Genomic DNA, 22,084 nt, shown 5'->3' on the forward strand with positions numbered 1-22,084 from the left:
GCCTGTGTTCGGGGCAGGTGGCCACATTTATTGTGTAATCCAGGCATGCCCAGACCAGCACCATCTCCCGAACTCCCATGGCTCAAGGACTCAGAACCCTTGCCGCCCGTGCACTTGGCTTGGGGCGCCAACTCGCCCGCACCCGGACTGTTGGCGGCTGGCCAGGATCTGACGGCTGCCCGCTTGCTGGAAGCTTATGGCCACGGCATTTTCCCGTGGTTCAGTCCAGGTCAACCGGTGCTCTGGTGGAGCCCTGACCCACGGATGGTCTTGCCTGCGCACCGATTTCGGTTTCACCGCTCATTGCGGCAAAGCCTCAAGCGCAGCTTGCTGAATCCGGCATTTGAGCTGTGCTTTGACCGTGATTTTGCGCAAGTGATAGAGCGCTGCGCGAAGGCGCCTCGCGCCGGACAAAACGGCACCTGGATCGTGCCAGAAATGATCGCGGCCTACAAAAACTTGCACCGTCAAGGTCATGCCCACAGCACAGAAGTCTGGATCGACGGAGAACTGGTGGCAGGCCTTTATTTCGTCGCACTGGGTCATGCAGTGTTCGGGGAATCGATGTTCACCACCATCACCGATGGCTCCAAATTCGCACTGGCGAGTCTGGTCAGCGTGTGCCTTGAGCACGGTATCCCCCTGATCGACTGCCAACAAAACACAGGCCACTTGGCCTCCATGGGGGCGCATGAGATCCCCAGGGCGGACTTTGTGCACACCGTGACACAAGCGAGGCAACAAAGGGACATCGATTGGGCCCGCCAATCCCTATACTGGGATGCATTGATGGCCATCGACAACCCGGCGTGACACACCTGAACGACCTTCCCTTGCAGGCCTTGCAGTTTTATGCAACGGCGCCCTACGAATGCAGCTATTTGCCGCAACGCATGGCACGCTCGCAAGTGGCCACGCCCAGTCACCTGATTCAAAATGAGGTCTACTCAGAGCTGGTAGACCAAGGCTTTCGCCGCAGCGGGATGTTCACCTACCGCCCCTACTGCGACGGCTGTAACGCCTGCATGCCTTTGCGAGTTCGTGTGAAAGATTTCAAACCCGATCGCAGTCAAAGGCGTGCGCAACAACAACATAGGCATCTTCAAACCCGTGTGCTGGATCTGCAGTTTGATCCCGAACATTACGCTTTGTACTTGCGTTACCAAACCGCCCGCCACGTCGGTGGTGGCATGGACCAAGACAGCATCGATCAATACAGTCAATTTCTGTTGCAAAGCCGCGTCAATTCACGCATTGTCGAATTTCGTGAACCCGGGACCGATGGCAAAAATGGCACCCTGAAAATGGTCAGCATCGTGGACGTCTTGAACCAGGGCCTGTCTGCGGTCTACACCTTCTATGAGCCTGAAGACAAAGCCAGCTATGGCACCTATGGCGTACTTTGGCAAATTGAACAAGCGGCCCAATTGGCTCTGCCCTACGTTTACTTGGGTTACTGGATCGACCACAGTCCAAAAATGAAATACAAATCACGCTTTCACCCCTGCGAGATTCGAATCGACGGACAGTGGCAAAGCTTCATGCCTGCGTGATTATTTTTCACAGTATAAAATCAGCCCTCTCTGCTGAACCCCATGAAAAAAGAACACGTCCTCGCTCCCACGCCGACGATCCAGGTGATTGAACGCATGTTCTCGCTGATCGATGTACTCGCATCGCGCGAAGAAGCCATCTCGCTCAAAGAGATCAGCGAAAAAACCGGCCTTCACCCCTCCACAGCGCACCGCATCCTGAACGATTTGGCCACTGGCCGTTTCGTAGACCGCCCGGAAGCGGGCAATTACCGACTAGGCATGCGCTTGCTGGAGTTAGGCAATCTGGTCAAAGGAAGATTGAACGTCAGAGATGCAGCGCTGTCACCGATGCGTGAACTGCACAAGTTGATCCAGCAACCCGTCAATTTAAGCATGCGACAAGGGGATGAAATTGTCTACATTGAACGCGCCTACAGCGAACGATCGGGCATGCAAGTGGTACGAGCCATTGGCGGTCGTGCCCCGTTGCACTTGACCTCCGTCGGCAAATTATTTTTGGCTGCAGATGATCCTTTGCGCGTGCGCTCTTACGCCACCCGTACGGGTTTATCTGGCCAAACCAGAAACAGCATTACGCAATTGCAAGTACTAGAACGCGAACTGTCGCGCGTCAAGCAATACGGCATCGCGCGTGACAACGAAGAACTGGAACTGGGTGTGCGCTGCATTGCCGCTGGTATTTACGACGACCAAGGCAAGTTGCTTGCGGGTCTTTCGATCTCCGCTCCAGCTGATCGGCTCGATGAAAGCTGGCTGCCCAAATTACAAACAACTGCGCGCGAGATATCAACAACACTCGGATACAGCGAAAGCCTTTGAGTTGCTGCTACCGACTTTGCCACGAAAAAGGCCACCGCAAGGTGGCCTTTTAGCTTTGCAAATGTCTAAATCAATCAACTTGGCATCTGATCGGACAATGCCACATGCTTGGTGCCAGTAGACAAGGCTGAAGACTTCTCTACCCAGCGCCGCACACGTTCTGCATCGGCAATACGACTGAGTTTGCCTGCGGAATCGAGAAACACCATGATCAATTTTCGCCCGGAAACCTGCGCCTGCATCACAAGGCATTGACCTGCTTCATTGATGAAACCCGTTTTTTGGATACCAATGTCCCACTGTGGGCTTTTAACAAGTCGGTTGGTATTGTTGTACTGCAAGGTTCTGTGCCCGACAGCAATTTCACGGCCATGCGATGTCGACAGTTCACGCAACACGGGCTCTTTGTATGCAGCGCCGACCAAGGTCGCCAAGTCGTGTGCACTGGACTGATTATTGCTAGACAAACCGGTGGGCTCCACGTAGCGGGTATCTTTCATACCAAGCGATTTGGCACGACCATTCATTCGAGCAACAAAAGCATCAAGGCCACCAGGAAACGTACGACCCAAAGCGTGTGCAGCACGGTTCTCACTTGACATGAGGGCCAAATGCAACAAATCGCCACGGCTAAGAACAGTGCCAACGGCCAAGCGTGAAGAACTGCCCTTTTCGGTATCTACATCGGCCTGAGTGATCATGACCATTTCAGACATGGGCAACTGAGCTTCGGAAATCACAAGTCCCGTCATCAGCTTGGTCAATGACGCAATGGGCAAAACGGCTTGGTCGTTCTTGCTCAGCAACACTTCTCGGGTATCCTGATCAATCACCAAGGCCACACTGGAGCGCAAATCCAGTGGATCGGATGCAGCGTGCAAACCCGCTTTTTGCCCAAATGAAACACGCAAGGGGGCTGCCGCAACGGCCGCGAATTGGGTCGTGCGTTTAGCCAACTTGACCGCAGCTGATGTTTTTTTCTTGCTGCTTTTGAGTGTCTTGTGTGTCACCTCTTTTCGTTGCTTGGCTTCGGCAAAATCTGGCGCAAGCAAAAAAGCACCTACAAGTCCAGCGGTCATCATCGTGATGAATCGCCGCGACCACAGGTTGGAAACAGAAGAAATTACAGTTGAATTCAGGCGCATTGCGTTGTTTTGAAAAGCATTCACATTGAATATACCATCAGAGTCTACTGAAATAAAAAAAGTCACGCAAGAACAATAACTTGCGTGACTTTTGTAAAGTTAAATAATACCAATTAAGGATTACATCAACCCTGAGCGGCCACCCGATCAGCTTTGCTCTGAAGCTTATTAAGTGCGCTGAGGTAAGCCTTGGCAGAAGCGACTACGATGTCCGGATCAGAACCCACACCGTTAACCACGCGACCACTGTTTTGCAAGCGGACCGTCACTTCGCCCTGGCTTTCGGTCGAGCCGCTGATGGCATTGACCGAGTAGAGCACCATTTCGGCGCCACTTTTTACAATCGATTCAATGGCTTTAAGTGATGCATCAACGGGTCCATTTCCGTCAGAATTGCCACGGACCTCTTTGCCCCCCACAGTGAACACCACCGCCGAATGCGGACGCTCACCGGTTTCACTGTGTTGCGACATGGAGACAAAACCAAACTGCTCCTTTTCTGCCGTAACACTCTCATCGCTGACCAAAGCCAGAATGTCTTCGTCAAAAATTTCACTCTTTCGGTCAGCCAACTCCTTGAACTTGGCAAAAGCATTGTTGATTTCTGTTTCGCTCTCCAAGATCACACCCAAATCTTGCAAACGCTGCTTGAATGCATTGCGGCCACTCAGTTTGCCGAGCACGATTTTGTTGGCTGACCAACCGACATCCTCTGCACGCATAATTTCGTAAGTGTCGCGAGCCTTGAGCACCCCATCTTGATGAATACCGGATGCGTGTGCAAAGGCGTTTGCACCAACCACCGCCTTGTTGGGCTGAACCACGAAGCCCGTGGTCTGGCTGACCATACGGCTAGCAGCCACGATGTGGCTGGTGTCGATACCGATGTCCAAACCGAAGTAATCGCGACGGGTTTTGACCGCCATGACCACTTCTTCGAGCGAGCAATTGCCTGCGCGCTCGCCCAGACCGTTGATCGTGCACTCGACTTGGCGAGCACCACCAATTTTGACACCCGCCAAAGAGTTCGCCACGGCCATGCCCAAATCATTGTGGCAATGGACCGACCAAATGGCTTTGTCTGAGTTAGGAATGCGTTCGCGCAAAGTTTTGATGAAGTGACCGTACAACTCCGGTACGGCGTAACCCACCGTATCGGGCACGTTGATGGTCGTGGCGCCTTCTGCGATCACCGCTTCGAGGACACGGCACAAAAAGTCCATATCACTGCGGTACCCGTCTTCTGGACTGAACTCGATATCCCCCACCAAATTGCGAGCGAAACGCACCGACTGCTTGGCCTGCTCAAAGACTTGGTCAGGGGTCATGCGCAACTTCTTTTCCATGTGCAATGGCGATGTTGCAATGAAGGTGTGAATTCGGCCACTGTTCGCGCCTTTGAGCGCCTCTGCCGCTCGCGCGATGTCACGGTCATTGGCGCGCGACAAAGAACAAATTGTCGAGTCTTTGATCGTATTGGCGATGGCCTGAACAGCTTCAAAATCTCCGTTCGAGCTGGCAGCAAAACCCGCTTCGATCACATCCACTCGCAGACGCTCGAGTTGACGCGCAATGCGCAGCTTCTCATCACGGGTCATGGATGCGCCTGGCGATTGCTCGCCGTCGCGCAAAGTGGTGTCAAAAATAATCAATTTGTCAGACATATTCGCTCCTGGTCAATAACCGCAAATCCATGCACCAATGCAAAAGGCCCGTTGCGGATGGCATACGGGCCTTTGAGGACAATGTTCGCGTGCGCTACACATCCCGCCCGTGAGGCGTTAGCAGTAGTGCCAGCAAAAATTTGTTCATGCGTTCACTTTATCACAGAAAAATCAGCCCGCTGTCATGGGCATGACATCACTGATGAAGTCCGCGCTCTTCGGGTTCATCGGTGGAGGTGCTGATCATGCTGGCAGGCTGCCCTTTGGCTTTGCGCCAGACATAAATGGCATATCCGCTCAGGCCGTAAACCACAAAGATGGCGAACAGCACGGTAGGCGGATCAATGTTCACAACCGCAATGCCCAGAGCCACCAACACCAACGAAACAAAGGGGACCGTCTTTTTCATGTGCATGTCTTTGAAACTGTAAAACGGCACATTGGTCACCATGGTCAAGCCTGAGAAAAGGGCCACAGCAAACATCCACCAAGCCACACTCTGGGGATCAACAGCGTTCTCCATCATGATCCAGATGAACCCGGTGACCAAGGCTGCAGCGGCTGGTGAAGGCAAACCCTGGAAATAGCGTTTATCGACCACCGCCGTATTCACATTGAAGCGCGCCAAGCGCAGGGCTGCACAGGCACAGTAAACAAACGCGGCAATCCAGCCCCAGCGCCCCAGACTCTTGAGACCCCAGACATAGGCGATCAGCGCTGGCGCTGCACCAAATGACACCATGTCAGACAAAGAATCCATTTGTTCACCAAACGCACTTTGGGTATTGGTCATGCGGGCAACTCGGCCATCCAAGCTATCGAGCACCATAGCGCACAAGATGCCAACAGTGGCCAAATCAAAGCGCCCATTCATGGCCATGACAATGGCATAAAAACCGCCAAACAAGGCAGCCAAGGTGATCATGTTGGGCAACATGTAGATGCCTTTGGATGGCTTACGAGAAGACGCCATGATTTCAGCGTCATCAAATTTATCGGTATCGTTGTTCATCATCCATTCCTGTCAGAGGCTGGTCGAGCAAGGCGCCAAGTCATGAGTTTAAGTCAGTCACGACGCCCATGAAAAAAGGCCACCGCGGTGGCCTTTTTCAAGTTTGCAATATGCAAATCAGTTGCGGGTCTGGTCAACCAGCTTGTTCTTCGCAATCCAGGGCATCATGGCGCGCAGTTGAGCGCCCACTTGCTCGATCGAATGCTCAGCGTTCAAGCGGCGACGTGCCGTCATGCTTGGGTAGTTGGTCTTGCCTTCCAAGATGAACATCTTGGCGTATTCCCCGGTCTGGATGCGCTTCAAAGCTGCGCGCATGGCTTCGCGAGACTTTTCGTTGATGACTTCGGTACCGGTCACGTACTCGCCGTATTCGGCGTTGTTCGAGATCGAGTAGTTCATGTTGGCGATGCCGCCTTCATAGATCAGATCCACGATGAGCTTGAGCTCGTGCAGGCACTCGAAGTAAGCCATCTCAGGCGCGTAGCCGGCTTCTACCAGCGTCTCGTAGCCCATCTTGATCAGCTCGACCGCACCGCCGCACAACACGGCCTGCTCACCGAACAGATCGGTCTCGGTCTCTTCCTTGAAGTTGGTCTCGATGATGCCGGCCTTGCCGCCACCGTTGGCCATGGCGTAGCTCAGGGCCAAAGCGCGGGCCTTGCCGCTCTTGTCCTGGTGAATCGCCACCAGGTGGGGCACGCCGCCGCCTTGGGTGTAGGTGTTGCGCACGGTGTGGCCAGGGGCCTTGGGGGCCACCATCCACACGTCCAGGTCTTCGCGTGGAACGACCTGGTTGTAGTGCACGTTGAAACCGTGGGCAAACGCCAGCGAAGCGCCTGCCTTGATGTTGGGGGCGACGTTGTTGTTGTACACCTCGGCGATTTGCTCGTCGGGCAACAAGATCATGACCACGTCAGCGGCTTTGACAGCGTCGTTGACTTCCATCACGGTAAGGCCAGCTTTGGCGACTTTGTCCCAAGATGCACCACCTTTGCGCAGACCCACGACGACTTTGACGCCGCTTTCGTTCAGGTTCTGGGCGTGGGCGTGGCCTTGTGAGCCGTAACCAATGATGGCCACGGTTTTGCCTTTGATCAGGGACAGATCACAGTCTTTGTCGTAAAAAACTTTCATGGGGTTCTCCTTAGGAATAAACAGGTTCAACAAGTGGGTTTAGACGCGCAGGATGCGCTCGCCGCGCCCGATACCGCACGCACCAGTGCGCACGGTCTCCAAAATGGCACTGCGGTCGATCGCCTCCAAAAAGGCGTCGTTCTTCGATTGGTCACCGGTCAGCTCAATCGTGTAGCTCTTGTCGGTGACATCAATCACACGGCCACGGAAGATGTCGGCCATGCGTTTCATTTCTTCGCGCTCCTTGCCCACGGCGCGCACCTTGACCAGCATCAGCTCGCGTTCGGTGTAAGCGCCTTCGGTCAGGTCCACCACCTTCACAACCTCGATCAGGCGGTTCAGGTGCTTGGTGATTTGCTCGATCACATCGTCAGACCCTGCGGTCTGGATCGTCATGCGCGAGAGGCTGGGGTCTTCGGTTGGGGCCACAGTCAAGGACTCGATGTTGTAGCCACGTGCCGAGAACAAGCCCACCACACGGGACAAGGCGCCCGCTTCGTTTTCGATCAATACAGCAATGATGTGTTTCATGATTACAGGTCCTCCGCGCTCAACAGCATCTCGGTGATGCCTTTGCCAGCCTGAACCATGGGGAACACGTTCTCCGTGGGGTCCGTGCGGATGTCCAGGAAAACCGTGCGGTCCTTGAGTCTGCGGGCCTCGCGCAAGGCAGGCTCCACATCCTCCGGCTTTTCCACCAAGATGCCGACGTGGCCATAGGCCTCCGCCAACTTCACGAAGTTGGGCAAGGCATCCATGTAGCTGTGGCTGTAACGACCAGAGTAATCAATCTCTTGCCACTGGCGCACCATGCCCAAGTAACCGTTGTTCAGGGCCAGAACTTTGATGGGCGTGTTGTATTGCAGGCAGGTCGAGAGTTCCTGAATGCACATCTGCACAGAACCTTCGCCCGTCACGCAAAACACTTCGCTGTCTGGTTTGGCCAGTTTGATGCCCATGGCGTAAGGAATGCCCACACCCATGGTGCCAAGACCACCGGAGTTGATCCAGCGGCGTGGCTCGTTGAATTTGTAGTACTGCGCAGCCCACATCTGGTGTTGACCCACGTCAGATGTGATGTACGCATCGGCATCCTTGGTCATGTCCCACAAGGTCTCGATGACCTTTTGTGGCTTGATGACCGTGCTGTTGTTGCTGTCGTACTTCATGCAATCGCGTTTGCGCCAGCCTTCGACCGTCTCCCACCACTGCGCCAGCGCCTGGGGGTCGGGCTTGAGGCCTGATTCGCGGATCATGCCCATGAGTTCGGTCAGCACGTCCTTCACATCGCCCACGATCGGCACATCCACCTTCACGCGCTTGGAAATGCTCGACGGATCGATGTCGATGTGGATGATCTTGCGGTCCACCGAAGCGAAATGCTTGGGGTTGCCGATCACGCGGTCGTCAAAACGGGCACCCACAGCCAGCAGCACATCGCAGTTTTGCATGGCGTTGTTCGCTTCGAGCGTGCCGTGCATGCCCAGCATGCCCAGGAAACGGCGGTCCGTGGCCGGGAAAGCGCCCAAACCCATCAAAGTGTTGGTGACCGGCACATTGAGCATGTCCACCAAAGCGCGCAGTTCTGCGCTGGCATTGCTCAGCAGCACGCCGCCGCCGGTGTAAATGTAGGGGCGCTTGGCCGCCATCAGCAATTGCAGGGCCTTGCGGATCTGACCGCCATGACCCTTACGCACCGGGTTGTAAGAGCGCATCTCGACCGACTCGGGGTAACCCGAATACAAGGCCTTGTTGAAAGAAACATCTTTCGGAATGTCCACCACCACAGGACCAGGTCGGCCGCTGCGTGCGATGTGGAAAGCCTTTTTCATGACCTCGGCCATGTCTTTGGCGTCTTTGACCAGGAAATTGTGCTTCACGATCGGGCGCGTGATACCCACGGTGTCGCATTCTTGAAAGGCATCCAGACCAATGGCCGCAGTCGGCACCTGGCCGCTGATGATGACCATCGGAATGCTGTCCATGTAAGCGGTAGCGATACCGGTGACGGCATTGGTCAAGCCAGGGCCCGAGGTCACCAGCGCCACGCCCACTTCGCCCGTCGCGCGGGCGAAGCCGTCGGCAGCATGTACAGCCGCTTGCTCATGGCGCACCAAAACGTGCTGAATGGTGTCTTGCTTGTAAAAAGCGTCGTAAATGTGGAGCACGGCACCACCTGGATAACCCCAGATGTATTGCACGTTCTCTGCTTGAAGCGCCTTGACCAGGATTTCTGCGCCACGCAGCTCTTGTCCGCTGGCCGCGGCTTGTGCCGTTTCGGCTTTGTTCATGTCCATATTCAACCTTTGTGAATTTCTCTAACGAAAAACCTTGGGTGCCCCTGGGCTCGACTCTTTTGAAGTGGCTTTGGGACTTGAGACCACCGACATGGGCACCAAACTGTAAAAGTGCCGGACGGTGATCCGTTTGCTTTTTTTCAATTGCAATCGCGCATTATCGCATTTGTACAGAAGGTTTCCAAAAACCCGGGATCAAGCCAAAGCGCATCAACGCCCGGTGCGATAATCAGCGCGACCGTATGCAGACTCTTTGAAGAAATGCATACCCTTTCATGACAAACAGGCAAAAGCCTCGCCAACGCGAAGGCCGGAAATCAAGTTGGCATCCGACTCAGAACTTTCAGACTTTCTGAAGAACGTGGAAAAGAAGGCCTTCAAGCGCGCCTTCTACCATGTGCGGGACGAAGATGCAGCCTTGGACATCCTGCAAGACAGCATGATCAAGCTGTGCAGCAATTACGCCGACAAGCCTGTCGCCGAATTGCCCTTGCTGTTCCAGCGCATCCTGTCCAACACCGTTTTGGACTGGTTTCGCCGCAAAAAAACACGCAATGCCCTGTTCACCAACCTCAGTGACTTTGGATCGGACGATGCCGATGGGGACTTTGACTTGCTGGAAGTCAACGCCAGCGGGGATCAGGAGGCCAGCGTTGAGAGCGCAGAACAGTGGATTGGCAGGGTACAAACCCTCGAACACATCGAATCTGCTGTCATGGCGCTGCCCGCGCGTCAACGGGAAGCCTTCCTGCTGCGTTATTGGGAGGAGTTGGACGTGGCAGAAACCGCGGCCGTGATGGGCTGCTCAGAAGGCAGCGTCAAAACCCATTGTTCTCGGGCCATTCAGGCTCTGAGCAAAACTTTGGAAAACCAGGGACTGAGACCATGAAAAATCAAAATACATCAGAACAACTCAACATGGACCGTTTGGGCCGCCATTTTGCGGCTCAGCTGAGCATGGCCGCCCCTGGCTTGCCCCATGACATCTCCGAGCGCCTGCGCGTCGCCCGCCAACTGGCCATGGCTCAACGCAAACCGGTCATGCAGCTGGGGTTTGCCCAAAAAACAAGTATTCAAAACAATGGCACCCTGACCGCATCCGGCGATGAAGGCCTCAACATCTGGAGCATTCTGGCTTCTGCTTTGCCCTTGCTGGCTTTGGTGTTGGGCTTGAGCGCCATTCAATGGATCCAGCAAGACAGCCGGACCAACGAACTTGCAGCCATCGACTCGGCTTTGCTGACAGACGAACTGCCTCCTGATGCCTACGCAGATGCAGGCTTTGTTCAATTTTTGAAACAAGGGCTCAGTGACCGTGTCAAGAATGACTGAAGTTTCTAAAAACGCCATGCACTGTGCCGTCATGCACAAACTGTGCTGCGGCATCGCACTGGGCGCCTGGTTTTTCGTCAGTGCAGCTCAAACAGTGCCCGCTGTTACACCAGCTACCCCGAATGCGACCGCTGCGGGCAGCCACTGGCATGAGCTCAAGTCTCAACAAAAGCAAGCCTTAGCGCCCTTGGCTGCGCAATGGGGCAGCTTGACACCTCAGCAACAGAGCAAATGGCTGGCCATTTCCCAAAACTTCAGCCAATTGCCGGCCAATGAGCAAAGCACCATGCACACACGCATGGCCGACTGGGTCGCCTTGAGCCCCCAGCAACGCAACCACGCGCGGTTCAACTTCAACGCCATACAAAGCTTGCCCAAAGAGGACAAGAGAGCCAAATGGGAGGCCTATCAAGCACTGTCTGCGGAAGACAAGCGCTTGCTTTCTGTTGGAGCCACCGGCCCCACGAAAAGTGCGGCCACCATCTCCAAACCCGCTGAAACCCTTCGTTTGCTGGCTCCGCAAGCGCGCACAATCGACAGTGCCAAGGACATCACCCGCCCAGGCGCCAGTGCACAGCCATTGGACCGGAAAACCCTGCTACCCAAAGCCCCTAAAGCGGTCGACAGCCAGCAACCGATGGACTCTCCTGCGCACACCGAAGGCTCTTCCTCTTGACGAAACATGATCCCGTTGTGAAGACACTCACCGATTTGACTGCACCTTCCTTGAAACGTCGCATGGCCTGCTGGCTTTACGAAGGCATGCTGCTTTTCGGCGTTGTCTTCATTTCGGGTTACCTTTTCAGCACACTCAGCCAAACAAAACACGCCCTGGACCACCGCCCGGGCATGCAAGCGTTCTTGTTTCTGGTTCTGGGCATTTACTTCACCTGGTTTTGGTCTCGCGGCCAAACCCTGGCCATGAAAACCTGGCACATCCGTGCTGTTGATGCAAATGGCCAGCCTCTATCACAGGCTCGTGCACTGATTCGCTATCTGCTCAGTTGGGCTTGGTTCCTACCGCCTTTGGCGTTCACCGTGCCCTTTGCCTTGCCTGCTGCCGAAGTGGGTGTGATCACACTGGGATGGATCGTGATCTGGGCCTTGCTGAGCCGATTTCACCCTCAAAAACAGTTTTGGCATGATGCATGGGCTGGCACCCGATTGATCTCAGCCGCATAACGCATTTTTCCTGCACCATGTTTGACAAGACCCCATCCAAAGAATCCGTTAACGCTCAAAAAACACGCAAAGGCCTGAGCCGTGTTTTCCATGCCGGTGGCTATTCGATTCAGGGGTTGAAAGCGGGTTGGCACGAAACTGCTTTTCGCCAAGAAGCCGTGGCTGCGATGGCTCTGATACCCATGGCTTTTTGGCTCGGGCAAAGCTGGCCAGAGACAGCATTGCTGGTCGGCTCGGTTTTACTGGTCATGATTGTCGAGCTGCTCAACACGGGCATTGAGTCGGCCATCGATCGCATCGGCCCTGAGTGGCATGACTTGTCCAAACGTGCGAAAGACATGGGCAGCGCAGCCGTTTTGCTCAGCTTGTTGCTGTGCGTCGGCATTTGGACAGCGGCCATCCTCCAGGCCCTGCGGGCCTGAACAAGCGCTTCGACATGAAGGCACCTGCATTTTCCATCTGTGTTTACTGTGGCTCACGCAACGGCGATGAACCTCGCTTTGCCGAAATGGCAAGACAAGTCGGCACCTGGATCGGCGCGCACGGCGGGCAACTTGTTTACGGCGGTGGCCGCAACGGCCTGATGGGCATCGTCGCTCAGGCCACCCTGGCCGCTGGCGGACAAGTCGTCGGCATCATCCCCACCGCCTTGGTCGAGAAAGAATGGGCGCATCACGGCCTGACTGAACTGCATGTGGTGGACACCATGCATGAACGCAAAAGGATGATGGCCGAGAAAGCCGATGCGTTTTTGGCCTTGCCAGGCGGCATCGGCACCTTTGAAGAGTTGTTTGAAGTCTGGACCTGGCGCCAACTGGGTTACCACGACAAACCCATTGGCATCTTGAACTGCCATGGCTATTACGACAGCCTGATGACCTTCATCGATCAGGTTGTGTCACATGACTTCATGGGCAAGTGGCAAACCGAACTGGTGACCACGGCCACAGAGCCTCTGGCTTTGCTCCAGTCGCTGGTTGAACAATCGGGCATGAGCCTGCCCGCCCGCACTGAATTGATCTGACCCACCCAGTTGGGGCCGTGGCAAAACGCCATAGCCCACTGCATTGGTGGGGATCAGATGGCCGTGTCGTCTTGCTCACCGGTTCGGATGCGCACCACGCGCTCGACCGAAGTCACAAAAATCTTGCCGTCACCGATCTTGCCGGTGCGCGCTGCTTTGATGATGGCGTCCACGCAGCGGTCCACATCATCGTCCTTGACCACCACTTCCACCTTCACCTTGGGCAAAAAGTCGACCACGTATTCAGCGCCGCGGTACAGCTCGGTGTGGCCTTTTTGACGACCAAAACCTTTGACTTCCGTGACTGTGAGACCAGTCACACCACATTCGGCCAAACCTTCACGCACCTCCTCCAGCTTGAAAGGTTTGATGACGGCAGTGATCTGTTTCATGGGGAATCCTCTGGGAAAAGTTAAGCGCGAAATTTGTTGGTCATAGGATAACGCCAATCCTTGCCAAAACTGCGGTGTGTCACGCGAATGCCCACGGGCGATTGGCGGCGTTTGTACTCGTTGAGCTTGATCAGGCGGGTCACTTTTTCCACATCGGCACGCTCAAAACCATCGGCAATCAGCGCCTCCACGCCCTCGTCGTTTTCCATGTAGCGCTGGATGATCGCGTCCAGCACCTCGTACGCGGGCAAGCTGTCCTGGTCTTTTTGGTCGGGGCGCAGCTCAGCGCTGGGTGGGCGGGTGATGATGCGCTCGGGGATCGGCTGGCTGCCCGTGCCATACGGGTCATGAAGGTTGCGCCAGCGCGCCAGGTCAAACACGCGGGTTTTGACCACATCCTTGATCACTGCAAAACCACCCGCCATGTCGCCATAAAGCGTGCAATAACCGGTGGCCATCTCGCTCTTGTTGCCAGTGGTCAGCACAATCGCACCGGTCTTGTTGGACAGCGCCATGAGCAGCGTGCCGCGAATGCGGGCCTGGATGTTCTCTTCGGTCGTGTCTTCTTTCAGCCCCGCAAACTGGGCCGACAGCGCCTGCTTGAAGCCATCAAACAGCGGCGCAATCGAAATTTCGTCGTAACGCACATTCAGGCGCTTGACCATGTCGCGCGAATCGATCCAGCTGATGTCAGCCGTGTAGGGCGAGGGCATCATCACCGCATGGATCTTGTCGGCCCCGATCGCGTCCACCGCAATCGCCAGCACCAGCGCCGAATCGATGCCGCCTGACAGGCCCAAAATCGCGCCCTTGAAACCGTTCTTGCCCAAATAGTCGCGCACACCCAGCACCAGGGCGTCCCACAGCTCGGCATCGGCGCTGGCCAAAGGCACCAGGGCATCGGCCGCTGCGGTCAAGGCCACGCCCTGCTGGCCAACCGATGCCTGCACCGCCAAATCGGCCTCGCGAAAGCCCTCAGCCCGCGCCACGGTCTCGCCTTGGGCAGTGAGCGCAAACGAGCGCCCTTCAAAAATCACCTCATCCTGGCCACCCACCAAATGCGCGTAAATCAGGGGCAAGCCGCAATCGGCCACGCGCTCGCGCATGCGCTGCTCGCGCTCGGCACCCTTGCCTGCATGGAAAGGCGAGGCGTTCAGCACCGCCAGCAACTGCGCGCCGGCATCACGCGCAACGCGTGCCGGTTCGTCAAACCAGGCGTCTTCGCAAATGAGCAAGCCGACCTTCACGCCATCGACTTCGAACACGCCGACACCGTTGCCGGGCGTGAAGTAGCGGCGCTCGTCAAACACCTGGTAATTGGGCAACTCGCGCTTGTCGTAAGGGGCCACCACCTGACCCTCGCACAACACGCTGGCACGGTTGTGTCGGCGCGTCACCGCCACGCTGCGGGTGCGCAGGCCGCCGCCTTCGGGGTGGCCCACCACGACATGCAAACCTTTTAACCCGGCCAACCCGTGGGCCACTGTTTTCAGGGCATCATCACAGGCGTCAATGAAGGCGGGGCGCAGCAACAAGTCTTCGGCGGCATAACCGCAAATCGACAGCTCGGGCGTGAGCACCAGGCGCGCACCCTCGGCATGCGCCCGGGTGGCGAAGTCGATGATTTTTCGGGCATTGCCCGGCATGTCCCCCACGACGAAGTTGAGCTGGGCCACACGAATTTGGAGAGTCATACAGGTGCTGGAAAATGTGAGCTTGAATTATGTCACCCGGGTGCAGGACGACCTGAGCGCCATCGCGCCTGAAGCCTGGGACGGCCTGCTCGCCCGACAAGACGCGCCAAGCCCCTTCATGCAGCATGCCTATTTGTCGGCCATGCAGACCAGCGAATCGGCAGCGCCTGAGACCGGCTGGACGCTGCAAGTCATCAGCCTGTGGCGCAGCACCCCGCAAGGCGATGTGTTGGCCGCCGCCTGCCCGCTCTACATCAAGACCCACTCACGCGGCGAATACGTGTTCGACCACGCCTGGGCCGACGCCTACCAGCGCCACGGCCTCGACTACTACCCCAAAGCCTTGGTCGCCTCGCCCTTCACCCCCGTGCCTGGCAGCCGCTTGCTGGCCGAATCTGACGACGCCCGCCAAGGCCTGTTGGCCGCCCTACTGGACATTTGCCAAACCAACGATATCCCCTCGCTGCACATTTTGTTTGGCAGCGCGCAAGACCTGCAGGCCTGCGAACAAGCCGGGCTGCTGCAACGCGACCAAGTGCAGTTCCATTGGCAAAACCAAGGCTGGCGCGACTTCGATGACTTTTTGGCCAGCCTGACACAAGAAAAACGCAAAAAAATCCGGCAAGAACGCCGCAAAGTAGCCGAGGCGGGCGTCACGTTTCGCGCCGTGCGCGGCCCCGACATGACGGAAGGCGACTGGGCCCTGCTGCTGCGCTGCTACCAGCAAACCTATTGGGAACACGGTAACCCGCCCTACCTGACCCCGGCGTTTTTTGAATCCATGCGCACCGACATGGCCGCCAACTGGCTGTTGTTTGTGGCCGAACATGAAGCGCAGCCCATGGGCATCAGCCTGATCGGCCTGCACCTGGACGCACATGGCCAGCCCGAAGTGGCCTATGGTCGCTATTGGGGCGCGCTGGCTCGGGTGGACTGCCTGCACTTTGAAGCCTGCTACTACCAGCCCATCGAATGGTGCATCCAGCACGGCGTCAAGCGCTTTGAAGGCGGCGCACAAGGCGAACACAAAATGGCCCGCGCCCTGCTGCCCACCCCCACCCACAGCGCCCACTGGCTGGCGCATCCGTCGTTTTCAGAAGCGGTGGCGCGGTTTCTGGAGAGGGAAAAAGCGGGGGTGGAGAACTACCTGGAAGCGCTCAATCAGCACTCACCCTTGAAGAAGGGACCATGAAAAAACGCCTGCACGGTGTGTACCGCACAGGCGTTTTTGGGAGATTTCAACGGCTTCCAGCAGAGGCCGTTGAGACCGGCAATCAGGCCTTGTTGTAGTTGGCGATGCCGTCCAGGATTTCTTTATGGGCCGACTCAATGCCTTCCCAGCCCTTGACCTTGACCCATTTGCCTTTTTCGAGGTCTTTGTAGTGCTCAAAAAAGTGGGCGATTTGCTTGAGTTGCAGCTCGTGGATGTCGTCCAGCGACTTGATTTTGGCGTAGCTGGCCAGGATTTTCTCGGTGGGCACAGCCAACACCTTGCCGTCCATGCCACCTTCGTCTTCCATCAGCAAAATGCCAATGGCGCGGCAAGGCACGACCACACCTGGGGGCAGTGGGAAAGGGGTCATCACCAACACGTCGACCGGGTCACCGTCACCGGCGATGGTCTGGGGCACGTAGCCGTAGTTGGTGGGGTAGTGCATGGCGGTGCCCATGAAGCGGTCCACAAACAAAGCGCCGGACTCTTTGTCCACTTCGTACTTCACAGGGTCGGAGTTCATCGGGATTTCGATGATCACGTTGAATGCATCGGGTACTTTGCTGCCGGGGGTGACTTTGTTCAGGGACATGGTGTCTCGTTGGAAAAGTTGAAAGGAATGTCAATCGCTAGGGATTAACCCCGATTTTACTTTCACCGGGCTTGCGTCCCTTCCGCGTTGAGGGGTTTTGGGCTGTCTCTGGCGTGATTTCCAAATGCCGCAGGGGCATCACAATCGGGTCCATGCAACTGAATTTCATCGCCAACCAATCCGTTCCGGCCCTGGCAGGGCAAACCATCGATGTACTCGACCCGTCTGACGGGCTGGTGTTCGATCAGATCCCGCGCAGCCAAGCCGCTGACATCGATGCCGCGGTGCAAGCGGCCCGTGCCGCTTTCAACGGCCCTTGGGGCAAGCTGACGGCTGTGGAGCGTGGGCGCTTGCTCATGAAGCTGTCTCAAAAAGTGAGTGAGCACGCAGCCGAACTGGCCGCCCTAGAGCTGCGCGACTGCGGCAAGCCCACCAAACAAGCGGCTGCGGATTCGGTGGCTTTGGCGCGTTACTTTGAGTTTTATGCCGGTGCCTGCGACAAGCTGCACGGTGAGACCCTGCCTTACCAAAACGGCTACAGCGTGCTGACCTGGCGCGAGCCGCATGGGGTGACGGGCCATGTGATCCCCTGGAACTACCCGATGCAGATTTTTGGGCGCAGCGTAGGTGGCGCTTTGGCAGCTGGCAATGCCTGCGTGGTCAAACCGGCCGAAGACGCATGCCTGAGCCTGATCCGCGTAGCGCAACTGGCGGCCGAAGTCGGCTTTCCGCCGGGTGCCATCAACATCGTCACCGGTTACGGCCACGAGGTGGGCGACGCGCTGGCCCGCCACCCGGGCATTGACCACATCAGCTTCACCGGCAGCCCCCGCGTGGGCACGCTGATCCAGCAAGTGGCGGCTGAGCGGCACTGCCCCGTGACACTGGAGCTGGGCGGCAAAAGCCCGCAGATCATTTTTGACGACGCCGACCTGGATGCGGCCATTCCGGTGGTGGTGAATGCCATCGTGCAAAACTCCGGCCAGACCTGCAGCGCGGGCTCTCGCGTGCTGATCCAGCAAGGCATTTACGAACCGCTTTTGAAACGTCTGGGCGAAGCCTTCAGCCGCCTGCAAGTGGGCTCGGCCGCCATGAACCTGGACTTGGGGCCACTGATTCGCGCCAGCCAGTTGCAGCGCGTCACCGGCTTTTTGGACCAGGCCCGCGCCGATGGCATTGCCACCGTGGCACAAGGGCAAATTGCGGCGGGCGTGCCTGCGGGTGGCTTTTACCAAGCCCCCACCCTGCTGCGCGATGTGCCGGTGATGCACCGCCTGGCGCAAGAAGAAGTCTTTGGTCCGGTGCTGTCGGCGATGTCCTTCACCGACGAGGACCACGCTGTGGCTTTGGCCAATGCCACCGAATTCGGTTTGGTGGCCGGTATCTGGACGCGTGACGGTGGCCGCCAGTTCCGCATGGCCAAGCGCGTGCGCAGCGGCCAGGTGTTCATCAACAACTACGGCGCAGGTGGTGGCGTGGAGCTGCCTTTTGGGGGTGTCAAGTCCTCGGGCTATGGACGCGAAAAAGGCTTTGAGGCGCTGCTGGGTTTTACCACCCTCAAGACGGTGGCCATTCAGCACGGTTGAAGCCACTGGGTTCAACCCCTTTGTGTACCCCCACTTCATGGGCGCTCCAAGCTTTGGCTCCCTCGATTTGAGCTGGGATCCATACTGCTGTCCTCCCGAACTTGATCCGGGATCCATGCATTCGTCATCCTGGACTTGATCCGGGATCCATGGCATGCAAGTGAGATGAACCCCGGGTCTTCGCCCGGGGTGACAAATGCAAGGTCTTCGCCTGGGATGACAAATCAAGGGTCTTCCCGCGAGGTGATCCATGGGGCGCGGAGGCTGGGGCACAATCGAGGCCATGTCTGAACGCGTCATTCCGCTGGTTGACCAGCGCCACCCCAGCTTGCCTTTGCCCCCCTTGTCGGCGGGGCATGACCTGAGCACCCTGCCGCTGGACGGGCTGCGTCGCCCGCTGACCGATCTGCGCATCAGCGTGACCGACCGCTGCAACTTCCGCTGCAGTTACTGCATGCCCAAGGAGGTCTTTGACAAAGACTACGCCTACTTGCCGCACAGCCACCTGCTGAGTTTTGAAGAAATCACCCGCATCGCCACCGTGTTCGTGGGCCGTGGGGTGCGCAAAATCCGACTGACGGGCGGTGAACCGCTGCTGCGCAAGAACATCGAAATCTTGATTGAACAATTGGCCGCCCTGCGCACGCCCGATGGTCAGCCGCTTGATTTGACGCTGACCACCAACGGCTCACTGCTGGCGCGCAAAGCCCAGAGCCTGAAAAACGCGGGCCTGCAGCGCGTGACGGTGAGCTTGGACGGGCTGGACGACGCCGTCTTCCGCCAGATGAACGACGTGGACTTTCCGGTGGCCGATGTGTTGGATGGCATTGCCGCTGCCCAAGCAGCAGGCTTGGGGCCGATCAAGGTCAACATGGTCGTCAAACGCGGCACCAACGAGCATGAAATATTGCCCATGGCCCGGCATTTCCGGGGCACAGGCATCGTGCTACGCTTCATTGAATACATGGACGTGGGTGCGACCAATGGCTGGTGCATGGACGAGGTGCTGCCCAGCGCAGACGTCGTGCGCCTGCTGCATGCCGAGCTGCCGCTGGTGCAGCTGGACCCAGCCGCCCCGGGCGAGACCGCCGAGCGCTGGGGCTACGCCAACGCCCAAGGCGAGCACGACCCAAGTTTGGGCGAGATCGGCGTGATCAGCAGCGTGACGCAGGCCTTTTGCGGCGACTGCAACCGCGCCCGTTTGTCCACCGAAGGCCGCTTGTACCTGTGCCTGTTTGCCAGCCAGGGCTATGACCTGCGCCAGCTCTTGCGTGATCCCACTCAAGACGATACGGCGCTGGCCGCCACGGTGGACGCCATCTGGCGCGGACGAACCGACCAATATTCGGTGCTGCGCAGCCTGCGCGGCCCCGACACCGCCAGCGGCCCCGGGCGCCGGGTGGAAATGAGCTATATCGGAGGCTGAACGCCATGAACCACACAGCACCGGCCATCACGGGCCTGATTTTGGCGGGCGGGCGCGGCTCACGCATGGGCGGCATCGACAAGGGCCTGCAAAACTTTCGCGGCATGCCGCTGGCGCTGCAAACCCTGATGCGCCTGCAACTGCAAAGCCTGCCGCTGCAAGAAATTTTGATCAATGCCAACCGCAACCTGGCCGCCTACGAGTCCTTGGGCGTGCCGGTCTGGCCCGACAGCATCGATGGCTATGCGGGGCCATTGGCGGGCTTTCTCACGGGCCTGGAGCGCTGCGAAACCCCGCTCTTGCTCACTGTGCCCTGCGACTCGCCGCTGTTTCCACTCGATCTGGTTGAACGCCTGTACAAAGCCATGGATGAGCAAGACGCCGACATGGCGATGGCGGCTGCACCCGAGACCGATGGCGCGGTGCGCCCACAGCCGGTGTTTTGCCTGCTCAAAACAGAGCTGCTGGAGAGCCTGGTCAAGTTCACCCAAAGCGGTGGCCGCAAGATCGACGCATGGACGGGCCAGCACCGCTGCGCCATCGTGCCGTTTGACCAGAGCGGCGACAGCGCCCACGCTTTTGCCAACGCCAACACACTGGCCGAATTGCAAGAACTCGAATCACTTTGAACCGCGCGGCACGGCAGCGCCGTGCCCCATCGCCATTGTTATTGCCATGACCACCCCTGCCCTGTCCCTTGATCAGATCGCCGAGCGCCTGCAAGGCTACGACCCGCAGGCCTTGTCGGCCAGCCAGGTCAATGCGTTTTTGGCCCAACTGGTGCAGCCGGTGCGCGAACAAGAAACCGTGCCGCTGATGCAGGCGCACGGCCGCATACTGGCCCGTGACGTGGTCTCGCCCATCAGCGTGCCGCCGCACGACAACTCGGCCATGGACGGCTACGCCCTGCGGGGGGCTGAACTACAAGCCGGACAAGTCACGCCCTTCAAGGTCGTGGGTACCGCCTTCGCTGGTGCCGCTTGGCAAGGCAACGTGGGTGCCGGTGAATGCGTGCGCATCATGACCGGCGCCATCATGCCCGCCGGACTGGACACCGTGGCCCCGCAAGAGTTGGTGAGAACCGAGGGCGACACGGTGCAGATTGCGCCAGGCCTGCTGCAACCCGGCGACAACCGCCGTTTGCTGGGCGAAGACCTGATGGCGGGCCAAGCCGCCTTGTCGGCCGGGGCGAAATTGACTCCCGCCGCCTGCGGCCTGCTGGCCAGCCTGGGCATGCCCACCGTCACGGTGTGGCGCAGGCCCAAAGTGGCCTATTTTTCAACCGGCGACGAGATTTTGAGTCTGGGTGAAGCCCCCCGCGAAGGCGCGGTGTACGACAGCAACCGCTACACCGTGGCGGGCCTGGTGCAAGCACTCGGCTGCGAGTTGATCGACATGGGCGTGGTGCGCGACGAGCCTGCCGCGCTGGAACAGGCTTTCAGAGATGCCGCAGCGCAAGCCGATGCGGTCATCACCAGCGGCGGTGTCAGCGTGGGCGAGGCAGACCACACCAAGGCCATGATGAAAAAACTGGGCGATGTGGCGTTTTGGCGCATCGCCATGCGCCCCGGCCGCCCCATGGCGGTGGGCCGGATCACGCACGGTGAGCGCTCGGCCGTACTGTTTGGCTTACCCGGCAACCCGGTGGCTGTCATGGTCACGTTTGCCGCCTTTGTGCGCCCTGCCCTGCAGCAACTCATGGGCTGGCAAGCGCCGCCGCTGCCCTTGCTCAAAGCCAAAAGCACAGAAGCCCTGCGCAAGAAACCCGGCCGCACCGAATACCAGCGCGGCATCGTCAGCACCAACGCGACAGGCGAGTTGCAAGTCAGCATCACCGGCAACCAAGGCTCAGGCGTGCTCAGCTCCATGGTGCAGGCCAACGGCCTGATCGTGCTGGGCCATGCCCAAGGCAATGTGGCCGTGGGCGATGCGGTGGACGTCATGATGTTTGACGGACACCTCTGACGACCGCAGCGCCACAAAAAAGGGGCTGAATTTCTTCAGCCCCTTTGGATT

23 protein-coding genes are annotated in these 22,084 nt (G+C 57.9%); 14 read left to right on the forward strand and 9 right to left on the reverse strand.

Features of this window, described 5'->3' with window-relative positions; all coding sequences use genetic code 11:
• Positions 1 to 45 precede the first annotated feature (45 nt).
• The 3 genes from aat to Q1W40_RS12130 are packed head-to-tail and all read left to right on the forward strand — an operon-like array spanning position 46 to position 2,375.
• A complete protein-coding gene (gene aat / locus Q1W40_RS12120) occupies positions 46 to 813 on the forward strand; it encodes a leucyl/phenylalanyl-tRNA--protein transferase (protein ID WP_300712345.1) in 768 nt (255 codons plus the stop codon).
• On the forward strand, positions 810 to 1,553 hold the full coding sequence (locus Q1W40_RS12125) for an arginyltransferase (protein WP_300712348.1): 744 nt from the start codon (positions 810 to 812) through the stop codon (positions 1,551 to 1,553). The genes aat and Q1W40_RS12125 overlap by 4 nt, the downstream gene beginning before the upstream one ends.
• A gap of 42 nt (positions 1,554 to 1,595) precedes the next feature.
• Positions 1,596 to 2,375: an IclR family transcriptional regulator gene (locus Q1W40_RS12130; protein ID WP_300712351.1), complete on the forward strand. Its 780-nt coding sequence runs from the start codon at positions 1,596 to 1,598 to the stop codon at positions 2,373 to 2,375.
• A 74-nt stretch (positions 2,376 to 2,449) separates the two neighbouring features.
• On the opposite strand, the gene Q1W40_RS12135 is transcribed toward Q1W40_RS12130, so the two are convergent.
• The 6 genes from Q1W40_RS12135 to Q1W40_RS12160 all read right to left on the reverse strand — a co-directional run bounded on the left by Q1W40_RS12135 (position 2,450) and on the right by Q1W40_RS12160 (position 9,627).
• On the reverse strand, positions 2,450 to 3,586 hold the full coding sequence (locus Q1W40_RS12135) for a serine hydrolase (RefSeq protein WP_300712354.1): 1,137 nt from the start codon (positions 3,584 to 3,586) through the stop codon (positions 2,450 to 2,452).
• 59 nt (positions 3,587 to 3,645) lie between these two features.
• On the reverse strand, positions 3,646 to 5,184 hold the full coding sequence (locus Q1W40_RS12140) for a 2-isopropylmalate synthase (RefSeq protein ID WP_300712357.1): 1,539 nt from the start codon (positions 5,182 to 5,184) through the stop codon (positions 3,646 to 3,648).
• A gap of 196 nt (positions 5,185 to 5,380) precedes the next feature.
• Positions 5,381 to 6,196, reverse strand: coding sequence for a CDP-diacylglycerol--serine O-phosphatidyltransferase (gene pssA, locus Q1W40_RS12145; RefSeq protein ID WP_300712360.1), 816 nt, complete (start codon positions 6,194 to 6,196; stop codon positions 5,381 to 5,383).
• A gap of 117 nt (positions 6,197 to 6,313) precedes the next feature.
• The gene (gene ilvC / locus Q1W40_RS12150) at positions 6,314 to 7,330 is read right to left on the reverse strand and encodes a ketol-acid reductoisomerase (protein ID WP_300712363.1); all 1,017 of its coding nucleotides are present in this window, start codon (positions 7,328 to 7,330) and stop codon (positions 6,314 to 6,316) included.
• A gap of 39 nt (positions 7,331 to 7,369) precedes the next feature.
• Positions 7,370 to 7,861: an acetolactate synthase small subunit gene (ilvN, locus tag Q1W40_RS12155; RefSeq protein WP_019429372.1), complete on the reverse strand. Its 492-nt coding sequence runs from the start codon at positions 7,859 to 7,861 to the stop codon at positions 7,370 to 7,372.
• Positions 7,862 to 7,863: 2 nt separating this feature from the next.
• The gene (locus tag Q1W40_RS12160) at positions 7,864 to 9,627 is read right to left on the reverse strand and encodes an acetolactate synthase 3 catalytic subunit (RefSeq protein ID WP_108325162.1); all 1,764 of its coding nucleotides are present in this window, start codon (positions 9,625 to 9,627) and stop codon (positions 7,864 to 7,866) included.
• 322 nt (positions 9,628 to 9,949) lie between these two features.
• Between Q1W40_RS12160 and Q1W40_RS12165 the strand changes: the two genes are divergently transcribed.
• From Q1W40_RS12165 to Q1W40_RS12190, 6 genes are read left to right on the forward strand one after another with little or no spacing between them, the layout of a single operon-like run.
• On the forward strand, positions 9,950 to 10,516 hold the full coding sequence (locus tag Q1W40_RS12165; RefSeq protein WP_300712369.1) for an RNA polymerase sigma factor: 567 nt from the start codon (positions 9,950 to 9,952) through the stop codon (positions 10,514 to 10,516).
• On the forward strand, positions 10,513 to 10,959 hold the full coding sequence (locus Q1W40_RS12170; protein WP_300712372.1) for a DUF3619 family protein: 447 nt from the start codon (positions 10,513 to 10,515) through the stop codon (positions 10,957 to 10,959). Before Q1W40_RS12165 ends, Q1W40_RS12170 begins: the two co-directional genes overlap by 4 nt.
• Positions 10,952 to 11,635, forward strand: a complete 684-nt coding sequence (locus Q1W40_RS12175) for a DUF3106 domain-containing protein (protein WP_300712374.1) — start codon at positions 10,952 to 10,954, stop codon at positions 11,633 to 11,635. Before Q1W40_RS12170 ends, Q1W40_RS12175 begins: the two co-directional genes overlap by 8 nt.
• 35 nt (positions 11,636 to 11,670) lie before the next feature.
• Entirely contained in the window at positions 11,671 to 12,141 is a 471-nt protein-coding gene (locus Q1W40_RS12180; RefSeq protein ID WP_315237811.1) for an RDD family protein, read from the forward strand.
• 17 nt (positions 12,142 to 12,158) lie between these two features.
• The gene (locus Q1W40_RS12185) at positions 12,159 to 12,563 is read left to right on the forward strand and encodes a diacylglycerol kinase (protein ID WP_108325152.1); all 405 of its coding nucleotides are present in this window, start codon (positions 12,159 to 12,161) and stop codon (positions 12,561 to 12,563) included.
• A gap of 14 nt (positions 12,564 to 12,577) precedes the next feature.
• Positions 12,578 to 13,165, forward strand: coding sequence for a TIGR00730 family Rossman fold protein (locus tag Q1W40_RS12190; protein WP_300712385.1), 588 nt, complete (start codon positions 12,578 to 12,580; stop codon positions 13,163 to 13,165).
• Positions 13,166 to 13,218: 53 nt separating this feature from the next.
• Here Q1W40_RS12190 and Q1W40_RS12195 read toward each other — a convergent pair whose 3' ends face one another.
• Together Q1W40_RS12195 and Q1W40_RS12200 are read right to left on the reverse strand one after the other, a co-directional pair.
• Positions 13,219 to 13,557 carry a P-II family nitrogen regulator gene (locus Q1W40_RS12195; protein WP_108325150.1) on the reverse strand — a complete coding sequence of 113 codons (339 nt, stop codon included), beginning with the start codon at positions 13,555 to 13,557 and terminating at the stop codon, positions 13,219 to 13,221.
• A gap of 20 nt (positions 13,558 to 13,577) precedes the next feature.
• Positions 13,578 to 15,251 (reverse strand): NAD+ synthase, encoded by a 1,674-nt coding sequence (locus tag Q1W40_RS12200; RefSeq protein WP_300712390.1) that lies wholly within the window; start codon positions 15,249 to 15,251, stop codon positions 13,578 to 13,580.
• Between the two features lie 4 nt (positions 15,252 to 15,255).
• Here Q1W40_RS12200 and Q1W40_RS12205 point away from each other — a divergent pair, with 4 nt between their 5' ends.
• Positions 15,256 to 16,443, forward strand: coding sequence for a GNAT family N-acetyltransferase (locus Q1W40_RS12205; RefSeq protein ID WP_300712393.1), 1,188 nt, complete (start codon positions 15,256 to 15,258; stop codon positions 16,441 to 16,443).
• 82 nt (positions 16,444 to 16,525) lie between these two features.
• Here Q1W40_RS12205 and ppa read toward each other — a convergent pair whose 3' ends face one another.
• Positions 16,526 to 17,056 (reverse strand): inorganic diphosphatase, encoded by a 531-nt coding sequence (ppa, locus tag Q1W40_RS12210; protein WP_300712396.1) that lies wholly within the window; start codon positions 17,054 to 17,056, stop codon positions 16,526 to 16,528.
• Positions 17,057 to 17,208: 152 nt separating this feature from the next.
• On the opposite strand from ppa, the gene Q1W40_RS12215 reads away from it, so the two are divergent.
• From Q1W40_RS12215 to glp, 4 genes are all read left to right on the forward strand, one after another.
• Positions 17,209 to 18,642 carry an aldehyde dehydrogenase family protein gene (locus Q1W40_RS12215; protein ID WP_300712399.1) on the forward strand — a complete coding sequence of 478 codons (1,434 nt, stop codon included), beginning with the start codon at positions 17,209 to 17,211 and terminating at the stop codon, positions 18,640 to 18,642.
• 283 nt (positions 18,643 to 18,925) lie between these two features.
• Positions 18,926 to 20,068, forward strand: coding sequence for a GTP 3',8-cyclase MoaA (gene moaA / locus Q1W40_RS12220; protein WP_300712402.1), 1,143 nt, complete (start codon positions 18,926 to 18,928; stop codon positions 20,066 to 20,068).
• Positions 20,069 to 20,073: 5 nt separating this feature from the next.
• Positions 20,074 to 20,697, forward strand: coding sequence for a molybdenum cofactor guanylyltransferase MobA (gene mobA / locus Q1W40_RS12225; RefSeq protein ID WP_300712405.1), 624 nt, complete (start codon positions 20,074 to 20,076; stop codon positions 20,695 to 20,697).
• A gap of 46 nt (positions 20,698 to 20,743) precedes the next feature.
• The gene (gene glp, locus Q1W40_RS12230) at positions 20,744 to 22,033 is read left to right on the forward strand and encodes a gephyrin-like molybdotransferase Glp (RefSeq protein WP_300712408.1); all 1,290 of its coding nucleotides are present in this window, start codon (positions 20,744 to 20,746) and stop codon (positions 22,031 to 22,033) included.
• Positions 22,034 to 22,084: the final 51 nt, after the last annotated feature.

The organism is Limnohabitans sp. (assembly GCF_030158565.1).
GTDB lineage: Bacteria > Pseudomonadota > Gammaproteobacteria > Burkholderiales > Burkholderiaceae_C > Limnohabitans_A.

Bases quoted from the DNA above. Each gene is read 5' to 3' on its own strand.
- aat (WP_300712345.1), top strand. From the start codon at position 46: ATGCCCAGACCAGCACCATCTCCCGAACTCCCATGGCTCAAGGACTCA.
- Q1W40_RS12130 (WP_300712351.1), top strand. From the start codon at position 1,596: ATGAAAAAAGAACACGTCCTCGCTCCCACGCCGACGATCCAGGTGATT.
- Q1W40_RS12140 (WP_300712357.1), bottom strand. From the start codon at position 5,184: ATGTCTGACAAATTGATTATTTTTGACACCACTTTGCGCGACGGCGAG.
- pssA (WP_300712360.1), bottom strand. From the start codon at position 6,196: ATGAACAACGATACCGATAAATTTGATGACGCTGAAATCATGGCGTCT.
- ilvC (WP_300712363.1), bottom strand. From the start codon at position 7,330: ATGAAAGTTTTTTACGACAAAGACTGTGATCTGTCCCTGATCAAAGGC.
- ilvN (WP_019429372.1), bottom strand. From the start codon at position 7,861: ATGAAACACATCATTGCTGTATTGATCGAAAACGAAGCGGGCGCCTTG.
- Q1W40_RS12160 (WP_108325162.1), bottom strand. From the start codon at position 9,627: ATGGACATGAACAAAGCCGAAACGGCACAAGCCGCGGCCAGCGGACAA.
- Q1W40_RS12170 (WP_300712372.1), top strand. From the start codon at position 10,513: ATGAAAAATCAAAATACATCAGAACAACTCAACATGGACCGTTTGGGC.
- Q1W40_RS12175 (WP_300712374.1), top strand. From the start codon at position 10,952: ATGACTGAAGTTTCTAAAAACGCCATGCACTGTGCCGTCATGCACAAA.
- Q1W40_RS12185 (WP_108325152.1), top strand. From the start codon at position 12,159: ATGTTTGACAAGACCCCATCCAAAGAATCCGTTAACGCTCAAAAAACA.
- Q1W40_RS12190 (WP_300712385.1), top strand. From the start codon at position 12,578: ATGAAGGCACCTGCATTTTCCATCTGTGTTTACTGTGGCTCACGCAAC.
- Q1W40_RS12195 (WP_108325150.1), bottom strand. From the start codon at position 13,557: ATGAAACAGATCACTGCCGTCATCAAACCTTTCAAGCTGGAGGAGGTG.
- Q1W40_RS12200 (WP_300712390.1), bottom strand. From the start codon at position 15,251: ATGACTCTCCAAATTCGTGTGGCCCAGCTCAACTTCGTCGTGGGGGAC.
- ppa (WP_300712396.1), bottom strand. From the start codon at position 17,056: ATGTCCCTGAACAAAGTCACCCCCGGCAGCAAAGTACCCGATGCATTC.
- Q1W40_RS12215 (WP_300712399.1), top strand. From the start codon at position 17,209: ATGCAACTGAATTTCATCGCCAACCAATCCGTTCCGGCCCTGGCAGGG.
- moaA (WP_300712402.1), top strand. From the start codon at position 18,926: ATGTCTGAACGCGTCATTCCGCTGGTTGACCAGCGCCACCCCAGCTTG.
- mobA (WP_300712405.1), top strand. From the start codon at position 20,074: ATGAACCACACAGCACCGGCCATCACGGGCCTGATTTTGGCGGGCGGG.
- glp (WP_300712408.1), top strand. From the start codon at position 20,744: ATGACCACCCCTGCCCTGTCCCTTGATCAGATCGCCGAGCGCCTGCAA.